The sequence below is a fragment of the Streptomyces paradoxus genome (genome assembly GCF_014202475.1).
Lineage (GTDB): Bacteria > Actinomycetota > Actinomycetes > Streptomycetales > Streptomycetaceae > Streptomyces > Streptomyces paradoxus.
Genome location: NZ_JACHGV010000013.1, coordinates 178,362 through 194,715 on the forward strand (window position 1 = coordinate 178,362; position 16,354 = coordinate 194,715).

A 16,354-nucleotide genomic window follows, 5' to 3' on the forward strand; every position below is an offset into this window, starting at 1 on the left:
GGCCCGGGATCTCAGTAAGTGCCGGAGTCCGCCCCAGGAAACAGCCCGCGGTCGTGTCCGTCGCACATCGAGGCGGCGCCGCACGCGCCGGCCCGGGGGCGGATGGGGACGCCGTTGGTGCGCAGCACCTCCCGGACGTCCAGGATCAGGGAGAACACCTCGCGGTTGCGGTCCTCGCCCTGCTCGTCCCAGGCCCGCTGCTCGGCCTCGACCGCCATCCGGTCCTCGGCGAACACCCGCTCGGTGAAGCGCCTGATGAGCGGCCAGGCCAACTGCAGGGCACCGGGAATCCTCGGCTTCTCGATCATGAGCAGGCCGAAGGTGTGACATCTGCGCTGCTCGGCGTCCTCGGGCACATAGGCGACCCAGAGCCGGAAGGCCGGCCGCTCGGCGTTCTCCGGGACCAGGTCGAGGGTCTGGTACGGGTACTCGGTGCGGATCGTCATGACGTCGCGGGAGTCACTGCCGCCGATGCCCTCGGCGGCCAGCAGGCTGGCCCCCCGGTTCCGCTTGCCCCCGGCGTGGCTGAACAGGTACCTGGCCTCCACCGACCGCTCGTCGGTCCGGGAGTCGAGCAGCTCGGGACGGAGCCTGCCCACCACGCCCCGGTGGAGGAACTGGTGGTTCATGTCGAGGAGGTTCTCGTGCATGAACGAGTAGTGGCAGCGCACGGTCCGGGAGTAGGTCATCGTCTTGTACCGCGGCGAGCCGAACGCCGGCAGATCGGGCAGCGGGGTGGCGGCCGCCTTGTCCGGGTCACCGGGGAACGCGAACACCAGGCCGTACGCCTCGCGGACGGGGTAGCCGCGCACGCCGCGCGGCGGCCGGCCGTCGCCTTTGGCGAGGTAGGGGATCTGCGAGATGCGGCCGTCGCCGCGATAGGCCCACGCGTGGTAGCAGCAGCGCAGTGTCTCGCCCTCCACGACGCCCATGCTCAACGGCACCTGACGGTGTGCGCACCGGTCCTCCAGGGCGTACACGGTGCCACTCTCCCCGCGGTAGAGCGCGATGCGCTCGCCGGCGAACGACGCCGCGAACGTCCGCCTGCTGCGCACGTTCTTGGACAGCGCGACCGGATACCAGTGGTCCGGGTTCGCCCCGACGCGCCGGAGGTCGACCAGGCCGGTACTCGGATCGCGGTGCGCCGAGGGCCACACGGCTCCGGCGGAGAAGGCCCCGGCCTCGTCGGTCTCGGTCATACCTCTCCCTCGCGCGTACGGGCAGCGACAGCCGCGCGTCCCATCGGGCAGCACCGAGCCGCCGACGCGGCCGCCCGGCACCGTCCATCCTCACCGCGGCCTGCCGGTCACGCCCTGCCCGGTGCGTACGGTCGGGTGACTAGCGGTCGAGTGCAGGGAGGCCTGCCAGGCCGGTGTCGTGCATGATGCGGTCCACGGTCTCGCGCAGGGTGCTGTCGGCGCCGACGACGGCCTCGATGCCGCCGGGCAGCAGGTCCAGTTCGCGGTACCAGTCACGCAGTTGCGCCTCGCCGACCTCGTGCGCGATCGGCTTGGTGGCATGGCGGACGAGGGTCTGCTCGAACGGCACGTGCAGGTAGTACGCATGGGTCGGCCCGCGGTGGTCGGCCCGCAGCCGGGTGAGCATCCCGCCGTAGTGGTCGGCGTACAGGATCCCTTCGACCACGACGTGGTACCCGGCGTCCAGGGCGTAGCGGGCCGTCAGATCGATCAGACCGATGTTCGCCGCCCCGGGCCGGTCCCTTTCCCGCAGCACGATCCGGCGCAGATTGTCCTGTCCGACCAGCGCCAGCCCCCGCCCGAACCTCTCACGGACCCCGGCCGCGACGGACGACTTCCCGGCCCCGCTGTTGCCCCTCAGAACGACCAGCCGGGTCTGTTCGGTCCCCACCATCACGCGGGCCATCCTATGAGGGACGGTGCCGGCATTCAGGCGCTGTCGGCAACGGACGACGGCGTCTGCCCCCGTGCCGGCCCCGACGCCCACAGCCAGGTGCGTTTGCGGGTGCGGCCCGCGATGTCCGTGCTGTGCGCAGCCGCCACCGCCGTCAGGAACGGCCATGCGAGGAAGGTCGTGCCGAGCTGGGCGACGGCCCCGTCCGTGCCGATGGCGACGACCAGGAACTCGGCGGGGAAGACGAGCGCGCCGAGCAGCGCTCCCGTGAGGGTGAGTCCCCACCGGCGGGTGAGGACGCGCGACGCGAGGGCCAGTCCGCCGGCGAGGACCAGGCCCATCAGCACACCGGCCAGCAGGCTGCCCCCCGTGAGCAGTACGCCGTAGCGCACGTCGCGGGCGGCGAGTTCGGTGTCCCCTCCCCGGAGGAACTCCACCAGGGCCACCCCCAGGGCGAGAGCGGCCCACGGGATGCCCGGTACGCACGCCATGAGCAGGCCCACTCTCACCCCGCGCCCCACCAGGCCCGCTCTTCCCGCATGCTCCACGTCAGGGCCTCACCATTCCGCCGACCCACCAGTCGTGGGGCTTGCCGTCGTTGGCGATGCCGCGGTTGCGCAGCGTGCCTTCGACGGTGAATCCCAGCCGCTCGGCGACGGCACGCGAGCCGGTGTTCCCGGTCATGGCCCACCACTCGATGCGGTGGACGTCGAGCGTGGCCCACCCCCAGTCGCAGAGCGCCCGCGCGGCCTCGACCGAATAGCCCCGGCCGCGCTGCTCCTTGACGGCCCAGTAGCCGAGTTCGTACACGCCCTGACTCACCCTGGTGAGGCAGTACGAGCCGACGAGCGCCGAGGTGTCCTTGCGGAACGCTCCGAGGATGTAGTTGTCGTCGCCGGCCCAGCCCTGTGGCCACTCCTGACAGACCCTCTTCTCGGCGTCGTGCCGTCGGAAGGGCACGGGAACCGGTGTGTAGAACTGGATGTCCTCGTCCTGGCAGGCGTCGTACACCGCGTCCGCGTCGGCCGGCCCGAAGGGCCTCAGCACCAGACGCGCGGTCTCGAGAGTCACTGGATCCACCGCGTCAGTATGGGTGCGGCCCGTCGCCCTTCACCAGCGATTTCCGCGGCGGGCCGGGCCGCCTCGCCGTGCCTGCGGGTGCCGGAGCCGCGCGGCCCGCACCGCCATGAACCTGATCCCCTGGGGCGAGAACACCCTCTTCGTCCTCGACTGGCATCCGCTGCGGGCCCCGGCATCCGGATGCACGGCCTCCCGGTGGACTACGTCGTCTCGATCCGCAACGGCATGATGCTGACGAAGCCGGCCCGGATCGCGGTGCGCGAGCATCGCGACGGCGCGAGCAGCGCGGTGCCGAGTACCCCGGGCGGATGAGACCCGGCCCCCTGCGTACAGCCCGTTCCGGATCAGCGCCCGGGCACGCGCACGGCGAGGAGGGCGACGTCGTCGTCGTTGCCGGAGGGGCGGACGCGGTGCAGGAGCTGGTCGGTGAACGAGGCGAGGGGGCGGTGGGCGAGGGCGGCGGCGTGCTGGCGCAGTCGGTCCAGTCCCTCGTCGAGGGTGCGGCGGGGCGCCTCGATGAGGCCGTCCGTGTACAGCACCAGGGTGGAGCCGGGTGGCAGCTGCGCGGTGGCGTCCGGGCGCCGGGCGCCGGTCTGGGTGCCCAGGAGTATGCCGTGGCCCTCGGTGAGGTAGCGGGCCAGGCCGTCGTGGCTGATCAGCAGCGGCGGGGGGTGGCCGGCGTTGGTCCAGGACAGCTGCCAGTTGCCGTCTTCGGCCGGTTCGACCCGGGCGAAGATCGTCGTGGCCATGGTGACGTCGGTGATGTGCTGGATCGCCTCGTCGAGCCGTTCGACGATGCGGCTGGGGGGTTCGTGCTGGGACCAGGCGTAGGCGCGGAGCATGTTGCGGACCTGCGCCATGCCGGCCGCCGCCTCCAGGTCGTGCCCGACGACGTCCCCGATGGCGAGGGCGGTGGACGCGTCGGACAGGGCGAAGGCGTCGTACCAGTCGCCGCCGACCTGTGAGGCGTCGGGTGCGGGCAGGTAGCGGACGGTCATCTGCAGACCCGAGACGCCCGGCATCTGGGGCAGCAGATGGTTCTGCATGGTCTCGGCGACCTTGCGCTGGCGCTGGTAGAGGCGGGCGTTGTCCAGAGCGAGGCCGGCCCGGCGGGCGATGTCCTCGATGAGGGGGAGGTCCCCGGGTGTGAACGCCGCCTGAGTCTCGTCGCGGCCCAGGGTCAGCGCTCCCAGGACCGCACGGGTGCTGCGGATGGGCGCGATGGCCGCGGAGTGCATCCCCGTGGCGTCGAACAGGTGGCGCTGCTCGACCGCGATGCCGGAGTCCGGTGGCCCCTGGTAGGTCTGCGGGCCGGCCAGGTTGGAGGCGACCCCGCGCAGGGCCCTGGACAGGGGCATCGGCGACTCCTCCGGGATCGGCGGCATCGGCCCCTGCAGATCCTCGCGGTGCGTGAGCGTGTCACCGTCGGCGTGGACCACGACGGTACGCCACACCTCGTCGCGCTCGGTGATCAGGTCGATGACCGCCCAGTCCGCGAGGCGGGGCAGGACCAGGGCCACCAGTCGGCGCAGCGCCTCGTCGACGTCGAGCGTGGACGTCAGCTGCGCGGTGGTCTCGGCCAGCAGCGCCAGCCGGTGCAGCTCCGACAGGGGCTGGGCCGCCGGTTGCGGCCGGGGGTCCGCGGCCTGCGGTTGGTGGGGGGTGTGGAAGACGACGAGCGTGGCGGCGTGCCGGCCGCCGACGTCGTACGGCGTGATCAGCCAGGAGATGTGCAGCAGCGTGCCGTCGCCGCAGGCGAAGAAGTCCTCGTCGGCCTGGGCCGTGCGCCCGGCGTGGAAGGCCTGCCGCATGGCGCACTGGGTCCTCGGCAGGGACTCCCCCTGGGGGCCGCGGTGCAGCAGGTCGTGCGCGTCATGGCCGATCATGTCGTCGGCGGACCGGCCCAGGAGCTGCTCGGCGCGGGTGTTCGCGGCGATGATGCAGCCCTGCTCGTCCACGACGTAGGCGCCCGTGCCGATGGCTTCCAGGGTCCCGGCCAGCACGACGGACGCTGTCGGCACGGACGGCCCGTTCACGGTCTCCGCGTGCTCCGGCCCCGTCATCGCGGACTCCCTGCTGATCGGGCCGGCGTCCCTGTCGCCGGCATGCCCTGGTTACCTGCCCTCCCCGTATGCCCCTACGACGGAGGATTCCACGTCGCCGGGCGACACCGCGTCCTGCGAGCACCTTGATCACCGGGTGCCGACCCGCTGACCTGCGGTCGCGGGAAACGGGCAGAGCCGGCCGGGACGCCTGCTCAGACCGGTTTCACGTCGGTGTGCAGCAGGTGGTGGTCCGAGTACGGCGTCGGATGCACACGGTGCCTGAGCGGGACGAAGCCCCGCAGGAACACGTAGTCGAACTTGCTCTGCCAGTCGGTGGTCGGCAGACAGGTCCCGGTGGGCGACGGACGGCACTGGGGGTCCGCGTCCGTGGCCAGTGCCCATATCCCGGTGAGCTCGGGGGCATCCGGCACGGCGTTGAAGTCGCCGAGGAGGATCGCGCGATCGTGCCGGGCGGCCTCCGCCGCGAGTACGCGCGTCTGATCCGCCCGGACCGCCTCCTGGCGCCGCTGGGCGAGATGCGTGTTGAAGACCCGGACGGACTGTCCGGCCACGGTGGTGGTGACGGCCATGTACCCGCGGTCTTCGGAGCCGCCGTCCGGATACTCGACGTTCACGGGGTCCGTCATCGGTGCGGCCGAGAGGATCGCCTGGCCGAAGGCCCCCGGACTCCAGGGCGCTCCCCCGCAGCGGCCCCATTTGCGCAGCACGGACCCGTACTCGACGTGGTAGACCAGCCCGTGGAGGTTCTCCAGATACTCCCGGATCCTTTCCACGTCACGCACGCACGCCTCTTGCAGGCCGATGACCTGGGGCGCGTACGCGGCGATGTCCGCGGCCCGGTCGACGTCGCTCACCTCGCAGGGGTTGCAGATGTTCCACGTCATGACCCGGTTGGGTACGACGTCCCCGGCGGCTGCGGCGTGCCGCGGCCCGGCGAAGAGGCCGCCGTTCGGTGCGCTGGGTCCGACGAGCACCATGCAGACCGCCAGCATGGCGGCCGCGAGCAGCCGCGGGCTCGTGCCCCTACCGAGCACCCTCGCCTCCTCACCGGTGCATCCACCTGGCCGCCGACGTCTCCTGGCACGAGGTTATGGGACGGGGGCGCCGGAAACACACGTGTACTCCCCTTTCACATTCCCGCTCATCGGTCCTGGCGCCTTCGCCCCGCGGGGATCAGGCTGTGCGTAGGGTGGCCGGACTGGTGATCGACCCGGGTGGTGGCGCATGGAGTGGCAGAAGTTCGCCGAGGAAATGGCCCTGCTCGCGCGGACCCTGCTGAAGCAGGAATCGGTGCAGCAGACGCTGGACGAGATCGCGGCGTCGGCCGTGCGGCTGGTGGAGGGCTGTGACGCGGCCGGGATCCTCGCGGTGCGCAAGGGCCGCGCCGTGACGTTGTCCTCCTGCGGGGACATGGTCGAGGAATCCGACCGTCTGCAGGGCGATCTGGGCGAGGGGCCGTGCTTCGATCTCGCCCGCCGGGCGGACGAGGAGCGCGTGTTCCGGGTCGCGGACATGACCCAGCCGCAGCCGGACTGGCCGCGGTACGCGGAGGCCGCGCGCGGGCTGGGCATCGGCAGCATGACCGGGGTCCTGCTCTACACCCATGAGGAGGACTTCGGCGCGCTGAACCTGTACGCCCGCCGCCCGGGAGCCTTCACCGAGGACATCGCGACCGCCGGCTGGCTGCTGGCGTCGCACGCCGCTGTCGCCCTCGCGGACGCGCGCACGATCGACCAGCTCGAACACGCCCTGGAGACCCGGCACGCCATCGGCGAGGCCATGGGAATGCTCATGGAACGTCATGGGATGAGCGACGAGGACGCCTTCAGCGTGCTGCGCAACATCTCGCAGCACCACAACATCAAGCTGCGCGACGTGGCCCAGCAGATCCGGACCAAGCACACCGGCGATCAGGCTTGATCAGGTGACAACGGCTGGGTGCCGCCGGTGTCTTCGGGGGTGGGTGAGCGACCTGCGCCCACAAGGTGCGGTGGGAGACGCACGTCGCTGCGGCTGCCGGCAGAGTTCTCGACGCGTTCGGTGCGGAGGGGAGGTCGTCGGTCCTGGTGCCACTCACCGACGATCCGCCTCCCGGCACCTGACCTCCCGCTCCGGAGATCTCGGCTGAGACCGGCGAGCCCATCACAAACCTGCGTCGGCGCGCCCGCGCCGACGGCCGGATCCCGTCATTACGACGGCATTCGGCCAACACCGCACCCCCTTTTGGTCCTTCGGACAACCGCGTAACCGGTCCTCTCCTCTCACAGCGCGGGCGAGGCAAACGCCTCCCACGCGACGGCCCCGGCCCGGACCTCGCGGACGCGCCGCGCCGCCTGCTTCCTTCTCACAGCACCGGAGGACGAGGGAACCATGACCAGAAGACGCACCGCTCGGCTGCGGCGTACGCTGCTCGCCGGCACCACGGCCATCGCCGTGACGGCCGTTACGGCCGGCATCGTGGCCGCCGCTCAGGAGCCTGCGAAGGGCGCGAAGGGCCCCGAGCTGAGCCTCGTCGCGGCGACCACCTCGGTGACGCTCACCTCCTGGAAGGAGGAGCCGGGGGTGTACTTGGACCTCGGCACCTACCTCATCGCCGAGGGGACGCCGCTGGAGCTCAAGGTGACCCGGAAGTCCTACAAGGACCCGGTGGCAATCACCCAGACCGTGTACGAGGGCGGCAAGCCCAAGGCGAAGAAGCTGCCCACGGGCACCGTGAAGGACTTCTCCGGACTGCCCGGCTTCTCGGAGATCACCCTCACCGACAAGGCCGGCAAGAAGGTCCTCACCCGCAGCGAGAGCTTCTGCCCGAACAACGCCAGCGGCCGCGTGCGGCCCGACGCGCCCTCCAAGTCCAAGTATCCGGAGAGCTGCCCCACGAACCCCTTCACCCTCGGCTCCGTGTGGGGCATCGAGAAGGGTTGGGCGGCCAACACCTACGCGGGCTCCTACGGCGCGCCGGTCCAGCTGCCGGCCGGTACGTACACGGCCAAGGTCGGTGTCGCCAAGAAGTACCGCGACCTGTTCGGCATCGCCGACAAGGCGGCCACGGTCAAGGTGACCGTGGTGGAACGAAGCGACGAGGGCGAGGAAGGCTCCACCGGGGCGGCGCCCCGTTCCGCGAAGGCCGGCGAGCACGCCGGGCACGGTGCCGGTCACCAGGCGCCGACCGCGCACGCCGGTCACGGGCCGGGGCATGCCCCGAGCCGCGCCGAGGCTGCCGCGCCGGTGACGAGCGGTGCGGGTCCCTCGTACAACGTGGGCCACGGTCCGCTGAAGGCCGCGCCGCCGGCCCTGCCGTGGGCGCTGAAGAAGAAGCAGCAGTCCGCACTGTCTCAGCAGGCCAGGGACGTCGGCGGCCAGACCGACGGCTCGCGTCAGGCGCCCGCTCTCAAGCCGCTGTCGAAGCGGCCCGCCGGCAAGCCCTCCGTCCCGGACGTCCCCAAGCCGGACCTGCGCTCGCTGCCGGCCTACGGCATCACCATCAGCGACGGCGACAAGGACATCCCGGGCAAGGACTACCTGGCGTTCAGTGCCAACGTCTGGAACGCCGGCCCGGCGCAGCTCGTGGTGGACGGGTTCCGCTCGCCCGGCAAGGCCAAGATGGACGCCTTCCAGTACTTCTACGACGCCAAGGGCAAGCAGGTCGGCTACACCCCGACCGGCACCATGGAGTGGGACCCGCGCCCGGGGCACGTGCACTGGCACTTCACCGACTTCGCCAGCTACCGGCTGCTGAAGGCCGACAAGAAGGAGGCCGTGCGCAGCGGCAAGGAAGCGTTCTGCCTGGCCAACACCGACGCGATCGACTACACCGTGAAGAACGCCAACTGGCACCCGTACAACACGGACCTGGCCACCGCCTGCGGTGAGGAGAACTCGATCTCGGTCCGCGAGGTGCTGGACGTCGGATCGGGTGACACGTACACCCAGGACCTGCCGGGCCAGTCGTTCGACATCACCAGCGTGCCCAACGGCACCTACTACATCCAGGTGCTGGCCAACCCCGAGAAGCGGCTGAAGGAAACCAACCTCGCCAACAACAGTGCCCTGCGGAAGATCGTGCTCGGCGGCACGCCGGGTAAGCGGACGGTCACCGTGCCGGCGCACGACCTGGTGAACGCCAACTGACCCCACCGCGCGACCGGAAGAGTGTCCCCCGCCCGAGAGCAGGGCGGGGGCACGGCCGTCGGCATCATCCCTGAGCGGGAGGTCGTCGCTCACGTACGCCCCGCGGGGCCGCTCCCCGCAACGCCCGTCCGGCCGGACCGAAGACGACCGGATACAGTGCGCGAGACGGCTACCTGGTCAGGGAGGGGAAGCGTGACCGGCACCAGCGACACCCGGCCCGCCGACAGCGGAGCGCATGCTCCGCGGCAGAGTCGGCTGCACCGCCTGATGCGCTACATCCCTCTGATCGCTCCCGTCCTGCTGTGGACCGTGCCCTGCTGGGTGCTCCTGTACACCGGCCAGCACTGGCCGCTGCCCGTCACAGTGGCCGGCACCGCCCTGTTCGTCCTCGGCCTCATATGTATGCCGCTCGCGATGGTGCGCGGCCACGGCAGGCGCCAACAGGACCGGGCGGCGATCATCGGTGACACCCTGCTGGGCACCAGCTGGGTTCTGTTCACCTGGTCCGTTCTGCTCGGGATCTTCTTGCGGCTCGCCCTGACCGTGGCCGGCGCCGGCGAGAGTCAGGACCGGGCCCGAATCGTCACGTGGGCCGTCCTCGGTGTGACTGCCCTGCTCCTCGCCTGGGGGTACGCCGAAGCCCGCCGCGTGCCACGAGTGCGCCGACTCGATGTGCACCTGCCACGGCTGGGCGCCGGGTTGGACGGCCTCCGTGTCGTCCTCATCACCGACACCCACTACGGCCCCCTCGATCGCGCCCGCTGGTCGGCGCGGGTGTGCGAGACGGTGAACACCCTGGAAGCCGACCTGGTCTGCCACACCGGCGACATCGCGGACGGCACGGCCGAACGCCGCCGCGCCCAGGCCGCCCCACTCGGAACCGTGCGGGCCACCCGGGCCCGGGTCTACGTCACCGGCAACCACGAGTACTACAGCGAGGCCCAGGGCTGGGTCGACCTGATGGACGAGCTGGGCTGGGAGCCGCTGCGCAACCGCCACCTGCTGCTCGAACGCGGGGGCGACACCCTCGTGGTCGCCGGCGTGGACGACGTAACCGCCGAGTCCTCCGGCCTGGCAGGCCACCGCGCCCACCTCGCCGGAGCATTGAACGGCGCCGACCCCGAACTACCCGTCCTGCTCCTGGCTCACCAGCCCACATTCATCGACCGGGCGGCAGCAGCCGGAATCGACCTCCAGCTCTCCGGCCACACCCACGGCGGCCAGATCTGGCCGTTCCACCACCTGGTCCGCATCGACCAGCCCGCCCTCGCCGGCCTCAGCCACCACGGGCCCCGCACCCTCCTCTACACCAGCCGCGGCACCGGCTTCTGGGGCCCGCCGTTCCGCGTCTTCGCCCCCAGCGAGATCACCCTGCTCGTACTCCGCTCCCCGCACCTGCCCCCATCGGTCTAGTCAGCGCACCCTCCCCCGCGGCTCAGAGCATCCGCGGTCGCGGTGGTCGAAGTGCTCGACTCCTTGGCCGCGTTCGCCCACCACGGGTCCCCGTCTACCAGAGCGCTGCCGGATGGGCCGGCCTTCACCGCTCGCGGGCGGGCGTGCTGTCGTTCGACGTGGAGCCGCGTCTGGTGCGCGACCGCCTGGCCGACGCTAGACGCGAGGCGTGGGACGGGGGCGGTCCCTTCGCCGTCTGCTGATACCTGATGCTGCCGTGGGAGCCGACGTCCAATGCATGACGGCGGCTCCCATGCCGTTATCGGGCGACGTAGCCGCCGTCGACGGGAAGGGCCACTCCGACGACGAAGCCGGCGCCCGGGCTGCACAGCCACAGGACGGCCTGGGCGATCTCGTCGGCGGTGCCGAGCCGGTTGATGGGCTGGTTGGCCTCGGCCTCGGCGCGGTCCAGTTCCCCCTTGGCGATCATGTCATTGACCATGGGGGTGTCGATGGTGCCGGGGCAGACGGCGTTGATACGGACACCACGCGGGGCGTACTCCAGGGCCGCGCTGGTGGTCAGGCCGATCACGCCGTGCTTGGAGGCGTGGTAGGAGGCCCGGCCCGGGAGGCCGACCAGGCCCCCGAGGGAGGAACAGTTGACGATGGCGCCGCCGCCCTGGGCTCGCATGTGCCGCAACTCGTGCTTCATGCAGGCCCACACGCCTCGGAGGTTGATGGCGTTGACCCGGTCGAACATCTCAGAGGCCTCGTCGGCGGCGTCGCTGGGCGGGATCTGGATGCCGGCGTTGTTGTAGGCCATGTCGAGGCGGCCGAAGGTCTCGACGGTGCGGTCGACCGCGGCGGCGACCTGGTCCTCGTCGGTGACGTCGCAGGGGAGGGCGAGGACTTGGTGGCCGGCGTCGGTGAGTTCCTTCGAGGAGGCGTGGAGCGCGGCCTCGTCGATGTCGGTGAGGGCGACGGCGGCACCGGACTCGGCGAAGGCGCGGGCGGTTGCCAGGCCCATGCCGGAGCCGGCTCCGGTGACGAGGGCGACCTGGCCGGTGAAGTCGTAGGTGGGGTTCACGTGTATTTCTCCGTTGAGAGTGGGCCGGGTCAGGAGGCGGCTTCGATGGTGACCTTGGTGGCGTTGGCGAGGCGCTCGGTGTCGCCGTTCACGCGGCCGAGGATGATCAGGCCGGAGTCGCTGGAGCCGCTTCCTCGGTAGTAGAGGGCCAGGTTGCCCCAGGGTGCGTAGTACGCCAGGTCACCGGGCTTGGCCTCGGCGGCGTCCGGCGCGCCGGAGGTGTCCAGCCTGCGGGGCAGGTCGGCGATCTTCTCCGTCCGGTGGAAGTCGCGCAGATTCAGGGTGAGCGGGAGCAGGGCGGCGAGGTCGCGGGCCGTGGCGCTGTCGTTCAGGGTGGCACTGGCCCGGTGGCCGTCGATGGTGAGCCGGATGTTCATGGCGGTGTCCTGGTCATCAGACGGTGAGGCTGGTGCCGGGGTGGTCGGCGTTCGCTGTGACGCGGAGGTGGAGGACGAGGGCGGGGAAGACGGGGACGGGGGCGCCTCGTCGGTACAGGCGGTCACCGCAAGCAGCAAGGCGGTCGGGACGGCTCGGGCGAGGCCGGAACGGGTGGTCGGGGTCACGGCACCCTCCAGGGGGCGTCAGTCGGGCAGGGTCTCGGCGTAGTGGCGGAAGCCGTCTCGCTCGAGGTGGATGTCGTACAGGCGCTGGGCCAGGACTTCGGGGCTGCTGTGCTCGGCGTCGGGCCGGATCGCGCCGGGAATGACCAGCTGGGCCGCGTGGATGTTCTCCGGGGCGAGCGCGTCGTGCAGCATGCGGGCGTAGGCGCCCTCGGCGGCGAAGGCGATCGACGTGCCTGCCCGGCCGGGGTGGGGACGTACGGCGCTGCCGCCGTTGACGAACAGCAGGGTGCCGCGGCCGAGGGCGCGCATGCCGGGCAGGACGGCGTTCACGGCTGTGACGGGTCCCTTGACGGAAAAGGACAGGGGCGCATCGAGGTCGTCCGCGCGGGTGTCGAGGACCGGCTTCATGAAGTCGGCGCGGGGCACGGGGCTGTACTGGAGGATCTCGACGGGTCCCAGAGCCTTCGCAGCCGAGTACAGGGCTGCCTCCAGTGATTCGATGTCGAGGACGTCGGCGGTGAAGCCCCGCGCCTGGATGCCTTCGCGGGCGAGGTCGCTGGTCAGTGCCTCCAACTTCTCGGCATTGCGGGAGATGAGGGCGACGGTGTGGCCGGCGGTTCCGAAGCGGCGGGCGGTGGCGAGCCCGAGGCCGGGCCCGGCGCCGATGAGGGCGAAGGTCGTCATGGTGAGTCCTTGTGGTCGGAAGGGCTCCGCTCAGCGCTCGAGGAGGGCCTTGAGAGCGCGGCGCACCGGATCGCCGCGCAGTCCGACGTGAGAGAAGCACGTCTCCACGCCATCGACCCGCGCCTCGTGCGGGTCCACTGCTCCGCGCATGGGTGGGCCTTCCTTCGGTGCGAGGGGTTCGCGTGCTGGGGCGGGCAGAAGCTGCTCCAGGTCGAGCCTCACACGCCCAGGCAAGGGCGAAAAGCGGAGAAACACATCCGGGGAGAGGAACATCCTAGGAGGAAACTCTCCCTCCTTCCTCAGAGCCGTTCGGTGTCATGCTGAGCGGCATGACCAGCGATGTTCCCCTCAACGAGCTGGGCAGATTCCTCAAGAAGCGCCGTGCCGAGCTGAGCCCGCGCACCGTCGGACTGCCTGACACCGGCAGGCCCCGCCGGGTCGCCGGGCTGCGCCGTGAGGAGGTCGCCCAGCTCGCCAGCATCAGCACCGACTACTACACCCGCCTCGAGCAGGGCCGTATGCAGGCGTCGGCGCCCGTGCTGGACGTCCTCGCCCGGGTCCTCCACCTGGACGACGACGAGCGGGGCTACCTTTTCCAGCTCGCGGGCAAGACCACCACCCGCACCAAGCGCCGCGGCCGGCAGACGGTCCAGCCGCAACTGCAGCGGGTCCTGGACGACCTCACCGCCACCCCGGCCATCGTGCAGGGCCGGCGCGGGGACATCCTCGCCTGGAACGCGCTGGCCGCCGCCCTGGTCACCGACTTCTCCCGCATCCCGGAAAAGCACCGCAACTACCCGCGGATCATCTTCACGGATCCGGCCATGCGCACCCTGTACGCCGACTGGGAGTCCTCCGCGCGGCTCGCGGTGGCCCAGCTGCGGATGGAGGCCGCGAAGTATCCGGAGGACCCGCGCCTGATCGAGCTGGTCGGTGAACTGTCCCTGCGGGACAAACAGTTCGCCCAGTGGTGGGGTGATCACCGGGTCGCGGCCCGCACGGTGGGCACGAAGACCCTCAACCATCCGGTGGTCGGCGAACTGGTCCTGGACTGGGACACCCTGACCGCCAACACCGACCCCGACCAGCACCTCACCGTCTGGACCGCCGCCCCCGGCTCCCCCACACACGAACGGCTGCGCATCCTCGCCTCCTGGGCCGCCGATCAGGACCTGCCGGCGTCTCCCCCTCTCACCTGACCACCGGGACCACGCCCGTCGAAGACAGACGGACGGCGCGGTGCGCCCCGGCAGGAGACATGCCGGCGACCGCCGGGCCTCCGGTGGACGAGTGCGGGCCTCACATGCCTCGTCCGCCGATGCCGCCGTCGGGTGCGAGCTCGTCGATGCGGGCGAGCTCGTCGGAGGTGAGCTCGAGGTCGGCGGCGGCGATGTTCTGCGCGACCCGCTCGGGGTTGCGCGATCCCGGGATCGGGGTGATGTAGTCCTTCTGGGCCAGCAACCAGGCAAGGGCAAGCTGCGACAACGTGACGTCCTTGCTCTCCGCGATTTCGGTGAGCTCCTTGACGATGGAGACGTTCTGCTCGAAGTTCTCCGGGGCCCACCAGGGGATCATCCGGCGGATGTCGCTCGCGTCGTAGTGTTCGCGGGACTTGACAGCGCCACTGAGGAAACCGCGGGCGAGCGGGGAGTAGGCGACGAGCCCGATGCCGAGTTCCTCCAGCACGGGGAAGAACTGCTCGGAGTCGTGGGCGAAGATCGAGTACTCGTGCTGAAGGACCGAGATCGGGTGCACCGCGTGGGCGCGGCGGATGGACTCGGCGTCGGTGTTGGACAGACCGAGGTACCTGACCTTCCCGGCGTCGACGAATTCCTTCATCGTGCCCACCACGTCCTCGACCGGGACGCTGGGATCGGGGCCGTGCTGGTAGAGCACGTCGATCACCTCGACGTTCAGGTTGCGGAGGCTGTTGTCGACGACCTCCCGGATGTGCTCCGGCCGTGAGTTCGGAGCAAAGGCCGGTGTGAGGCCGAACTTGGTCGCGATCGTCACCTCGTCGCGAATCGGCGCGAGAGCGTGGCCGAGCAGTTTCTCGCCTTCTCCCCAGCCGTACATCTCCGCGGTGTCGAAGTGGGTCACGCCGAGCTCGTGGGCGCGGCGGATCGCGGTGATCGACCCGGTGTCTTCCGAGGGTCCGTAGCCGAAGGCGGTGCCCATCGCGCCGTAGCCGATTTCGGAGACGGTCAGGCCCTGCCGGCCCAGAGTGCGCTGTTGCATTGGATACTCCCGCATGCCATACCAAACGGTTCGGTTTGACCCTACACCTGCCCGGCGCCGCTGCCAAACCGAACGGTTCGGTTGGGTAAGCTGGGGCTCATGGTCTCCCGCAGCAGCACCGACACCACCAGCGATCGCATCATTGCCGCGGCTACCGCCGAGTTCGCACGCCACGGCATCGCGGGAGCACGGGTCGAGCGGATAGCCAAGGCAGCGCGCACCAGCAAGGAACGTGTGTACGCGTATTTCCGCAGCAAGGAGGCGCTCTACCGGTTCGTCGCCGGCCGGGAACTGGCGGCCATGGCCCGAGCCGTCCCGATGGACCCCACCGACCTTCCGGGTTACGCCGGCCGCATGCATGACCACGCCACCCGCCATCCCGAACGCCACCGGCTGATGATGTGGGGCCAACTGGAACTTTCGGCCGGGGAGACTCCCCCCGACGACCCGGTACAGCAGTCCCTGCACCGAAAGATCGAGCAGTTGCGCAAGGCACAGGACGCCGGCCACCTCGACCCCGCGTGGGAACCCGAGGACATCCTCGTGTTCGTCAGTCAGCTGGCCTTGTCGTGGGCCGGCCAGACCGACCTCGCTCCTCTCGGAGAGGAACGCGACGCCTTCCTGGCAGCCCGCCGGGCCGCCATCGTCACCGCCGTCCAGCGCCTGTTCCCCGCCACCGCCGACGACGCAGCCCCGACAGCAGCCGCTGGCTCCTGACAGAAGGATTCACCAGCAGCAGCGACCCCGGCTGTAAGGGGCCACAGATTCGTCAGCCAGGGCCACGCCCTCGCCGTACGCACCCCCTTCTAACCTCCGATCGCCGACATGGGCCGGTCGGGCTGCACGAACGTCGGGTCGTCCAGGCCCGCTCCCGCCTTCTTGCCCCACATGGCCAGGCGCCAGATGCGGGCGATCTCCTCGTCGGGGGCGCCGGAGCGCAGGGCGGCGCGCAGGTCGGTCTCCTCCTGGGCGAACAGGCAGGTGCGGACCTGGCCGTCGGCGGTGAGGCGGGTGCGGTCGCAGGCCGCGCAGAACGGGCGGGTGACCGACGCGATGACACCGACCACATGCGGCCCGCCGTCGACCAGCCAGCGCTCCGCCGGGGCCGAGCCGCGCTTCTCCTCGCCCTCGGCGGTCAGCTCGAAACGCGTGCGCAGGGAGGTCAGGATGTCCCCGGCGGTGATCATGCCGTCGCGCTTCCAGCCGTGCTGGGCGTCCAGCGGCATCTGCTCGATGAAGCGCAG

The 16,354-nt window shown here is 70.9% G+C and carries 16 protein-coding genes; 5 read left to right on the forward strand and 11 right to left on the reverse strand.

The window, feature by feature from the left end:
- Positions 1–11 precede the first annotated feature (11 nt).
- The 6 genes from HNR57_RS33075 to HNR57_RS33105 form a co-directional block, all read right to left on the reverse strand.
- Positions 12–1,199, reverse strand: coding sequence for a Rieske 2Fe-2S domain-containing protein (locus HNR57_RS33075; protein WP_184565973.1), 1,188 nt, complete (start codon positions 1,197–1,199; stop codon positions 12–14).
- A 139-nt stretch (positions 1,200–1,338) separates the two neighbouring features.
- Complete coding sequence (locus HNR57_RS33080) at positions 1,339–1,884, reverse strand: AAA family ATPase (RefSeq protein ID WP_184565975.1); 546 nt, start codon at positions 1,882–1,884, stop codon at positions 1,339–1,341.
- Between the two features lie 23 nt (positions 1,885–1,907).
- Positions 1,908–2,420: a hypothetical protein gene (locus HNR57_RS33085; RefSeq protein ID WP_184565977.1), complete on the reverse strand. Its 513-nt coding sequence runs from the start codon at positions 2,418–2,420 to the stop codon at positions 1,908–1,910.
- Position 2,421: 1 nt separating this feature from the next.
- A complete protein-coding gene (locus tag HNR57_RS33090; protein WP_313675432.1) occupies positions 2,422–2,943 on the reverse strand; it encodes a GNAT family N-acetyltransferase in 522 nt (173 codons plus the stop codon).
- A 353-nt stretch (positions 2,944–3,296) separates the two neighbouring features.
- Positions 3,297–5,015, reverse strand: a complete 1,719-nt coding sequence (locus tag HNR57_RS33100) for a SpoIIE family protein phosphatase (RefSeq protein ID WP_184565981.1) — start codon at positions 5,013–5,015, stop codon at positions 3,297–3,299.
- 194 nt (positions 5,016–5,209) lie between these two features.
- Entirely contained in the window at positions 5,210–6,010 is an 801-nt protein-coding gene (locus HNR57_RS33105; RefSeq protein ID WP_184566020.1) for an endonuclease/exonuclease/phosphatase family protein, read from the reverse strand.
- 232 nt (positions 6,011–6,242) lie between these two features.
- On the opposite strand from HNR57_RS33105, the gene HNR57_RS33110 reads away from it, so the two are divergent.
- The 3 genes from HNR57_RS33110 (at position 6,243) to HNR57_RS33120 (ending at position 10,559) form a co-directional block, all read left to right on the forward strand.
- A complete protein-coding gene (locus HNR57_RS33110; RefSeq protein ID WP_184565983.1) occupies positions 6,243–6,938 on the forward strand; it encodes a GAF and ANTAR domain-containing protein in 696 nt (231 codons plus the stop codon).
- A gap of 450 nt (positions 6,939–7,388) precedes the next feature.
- On the forward strand, positions 7,389–9,146 hold the full coding sequence (locus HNR57_RS33115; protein ID WP_184565985.1) for a lysyl oxidase family protein: 1,758 nt from the start codon (positions 7,389–7,391) through the stop codon (positions 9,144–9,146).
- A gap of 192 nt (positions 9,147–9,338) precedes the next feature.
- Positions 9,339–10,559, forward strand: a complete 1,221-nt coding sequence (locus HNR57_RS33120) for a metallophosphoesterase (protein WP_184565987.1) — start codon at positions 9,339–9,341, stop codon at positions 10,557–10,559.
- 298 nt (positions 10,560–10,857) lie between these two features.
- Here the strand turns inward: HNR57_RS33120 and HNR57_RS33125 are convergent, their stop codons facing one another.
- The 3 genes from HNR57_RS33125 to HNR57_RS33135 all read right to left on the reverse strand — a co-directional run bounded on the left by HNR57_RS33125 (position 10,858) and on the right by HNR57_RS33135 (position 12,872).
- Positions 10,858–11,625, reverse strand: coding sequence for an SDR family NAD(P)-dependent oxidoreductase (locus HNR57_RS33125; RefSeq protein WP_184565989.1), 768 nt, complete (start codon positions 11,623–11,625; stop codon positions 10,858–10,860).
- A gap of 29 nt (positions 11,626–11,654) precedes the next feature.
- The gene (locus HNR57_RS33130; protein ID WP_221343332.1) at positions 11,655–12,002 is read right to left on the reverse strand and encodes a cyclophilin-like fold protein; all 348 of its coding nucleotides are present in this window, start codon (positions 12,000–12,002) and stop codon (positions 11,655–11,657) included.
- 204 nt (positions 12,003–12,206) lie between these two features.
- The gene (locus HNR57_RS33135) at positions 12,207–12,872 is read right to left on the reverse strand and encodes an SDR family NAD(P)-dependent oxidoreductase (protein WP_184565991.1); all 666 of its coding nucleotides are present in this window, start codon (positions 12,870–12,872) and stop codon (positions 12,207–12,209) included.
- 329 nt (positions 12,873–13,201) lie between these two features.
- Between HNR57_RS33135 and HNR57_RS33140 the strand changes: the two genes are divergently transcribed.
- Complete coding sequence (locus HNR57_RS33140; protein WP_376772315.1) at positions 13,202–14,071, forward strand: helix-turn-helix domain-containing protein; 870 nt, start codon at positions 13,202–13,204, stop codon at positions 14,069–14,071.
- Positions 14,072–14,171: 100 nt separating this feature from the next.
- On the opposite strand, the gene HNR57_RS33145 is transcribed toward HNR57_RS33140, so the two are convergent.
- Positions 14,172–15,110 carry an aldo/keto reductase gene (locus tag HNR57_RS33145; protein ID WP_184565995.1) on the reverse strand — a complete coding sequence of 313 codons (939 nt, stop codon included), beginning with the start codon at positions 15,108–15,110 and terminating at the stop codon, positions 14,172–14,174.
- Between the two features lie 99 nt (positions 15,111–15,209).
- On the opposite strand from HNR57_RS33145, the gene HNR57_RS33150 reads away from it, so the two are divergent.
- On the forward strand, positions 15,210–15,827 hold the full coding sequence (locus HNR57_RS33150; RefSeq protein WP_184565997.1) for a TetR/AcrR family transcriptional regulator: 618 nt from the start codon (positions 15,210–15,212) through the stop codon (positions 15,825–15,827).
- Positions 15,828–15,916: 89 nt separating this feature from the next.
- On the opposite strand, the gene HNR57_RS33155 is transcribed toward HNR57_RS33150, so the two are convergent.
- Positions 15,917–16,354, reverse strand: a 438-nt coding sequence (locus HNR57_RS33155; RefSeq protein WP_513822159.1) for a GTP 3',8-cyclase MoaA family protein, incomplete at its 5' end; no start/stop codon positions are given.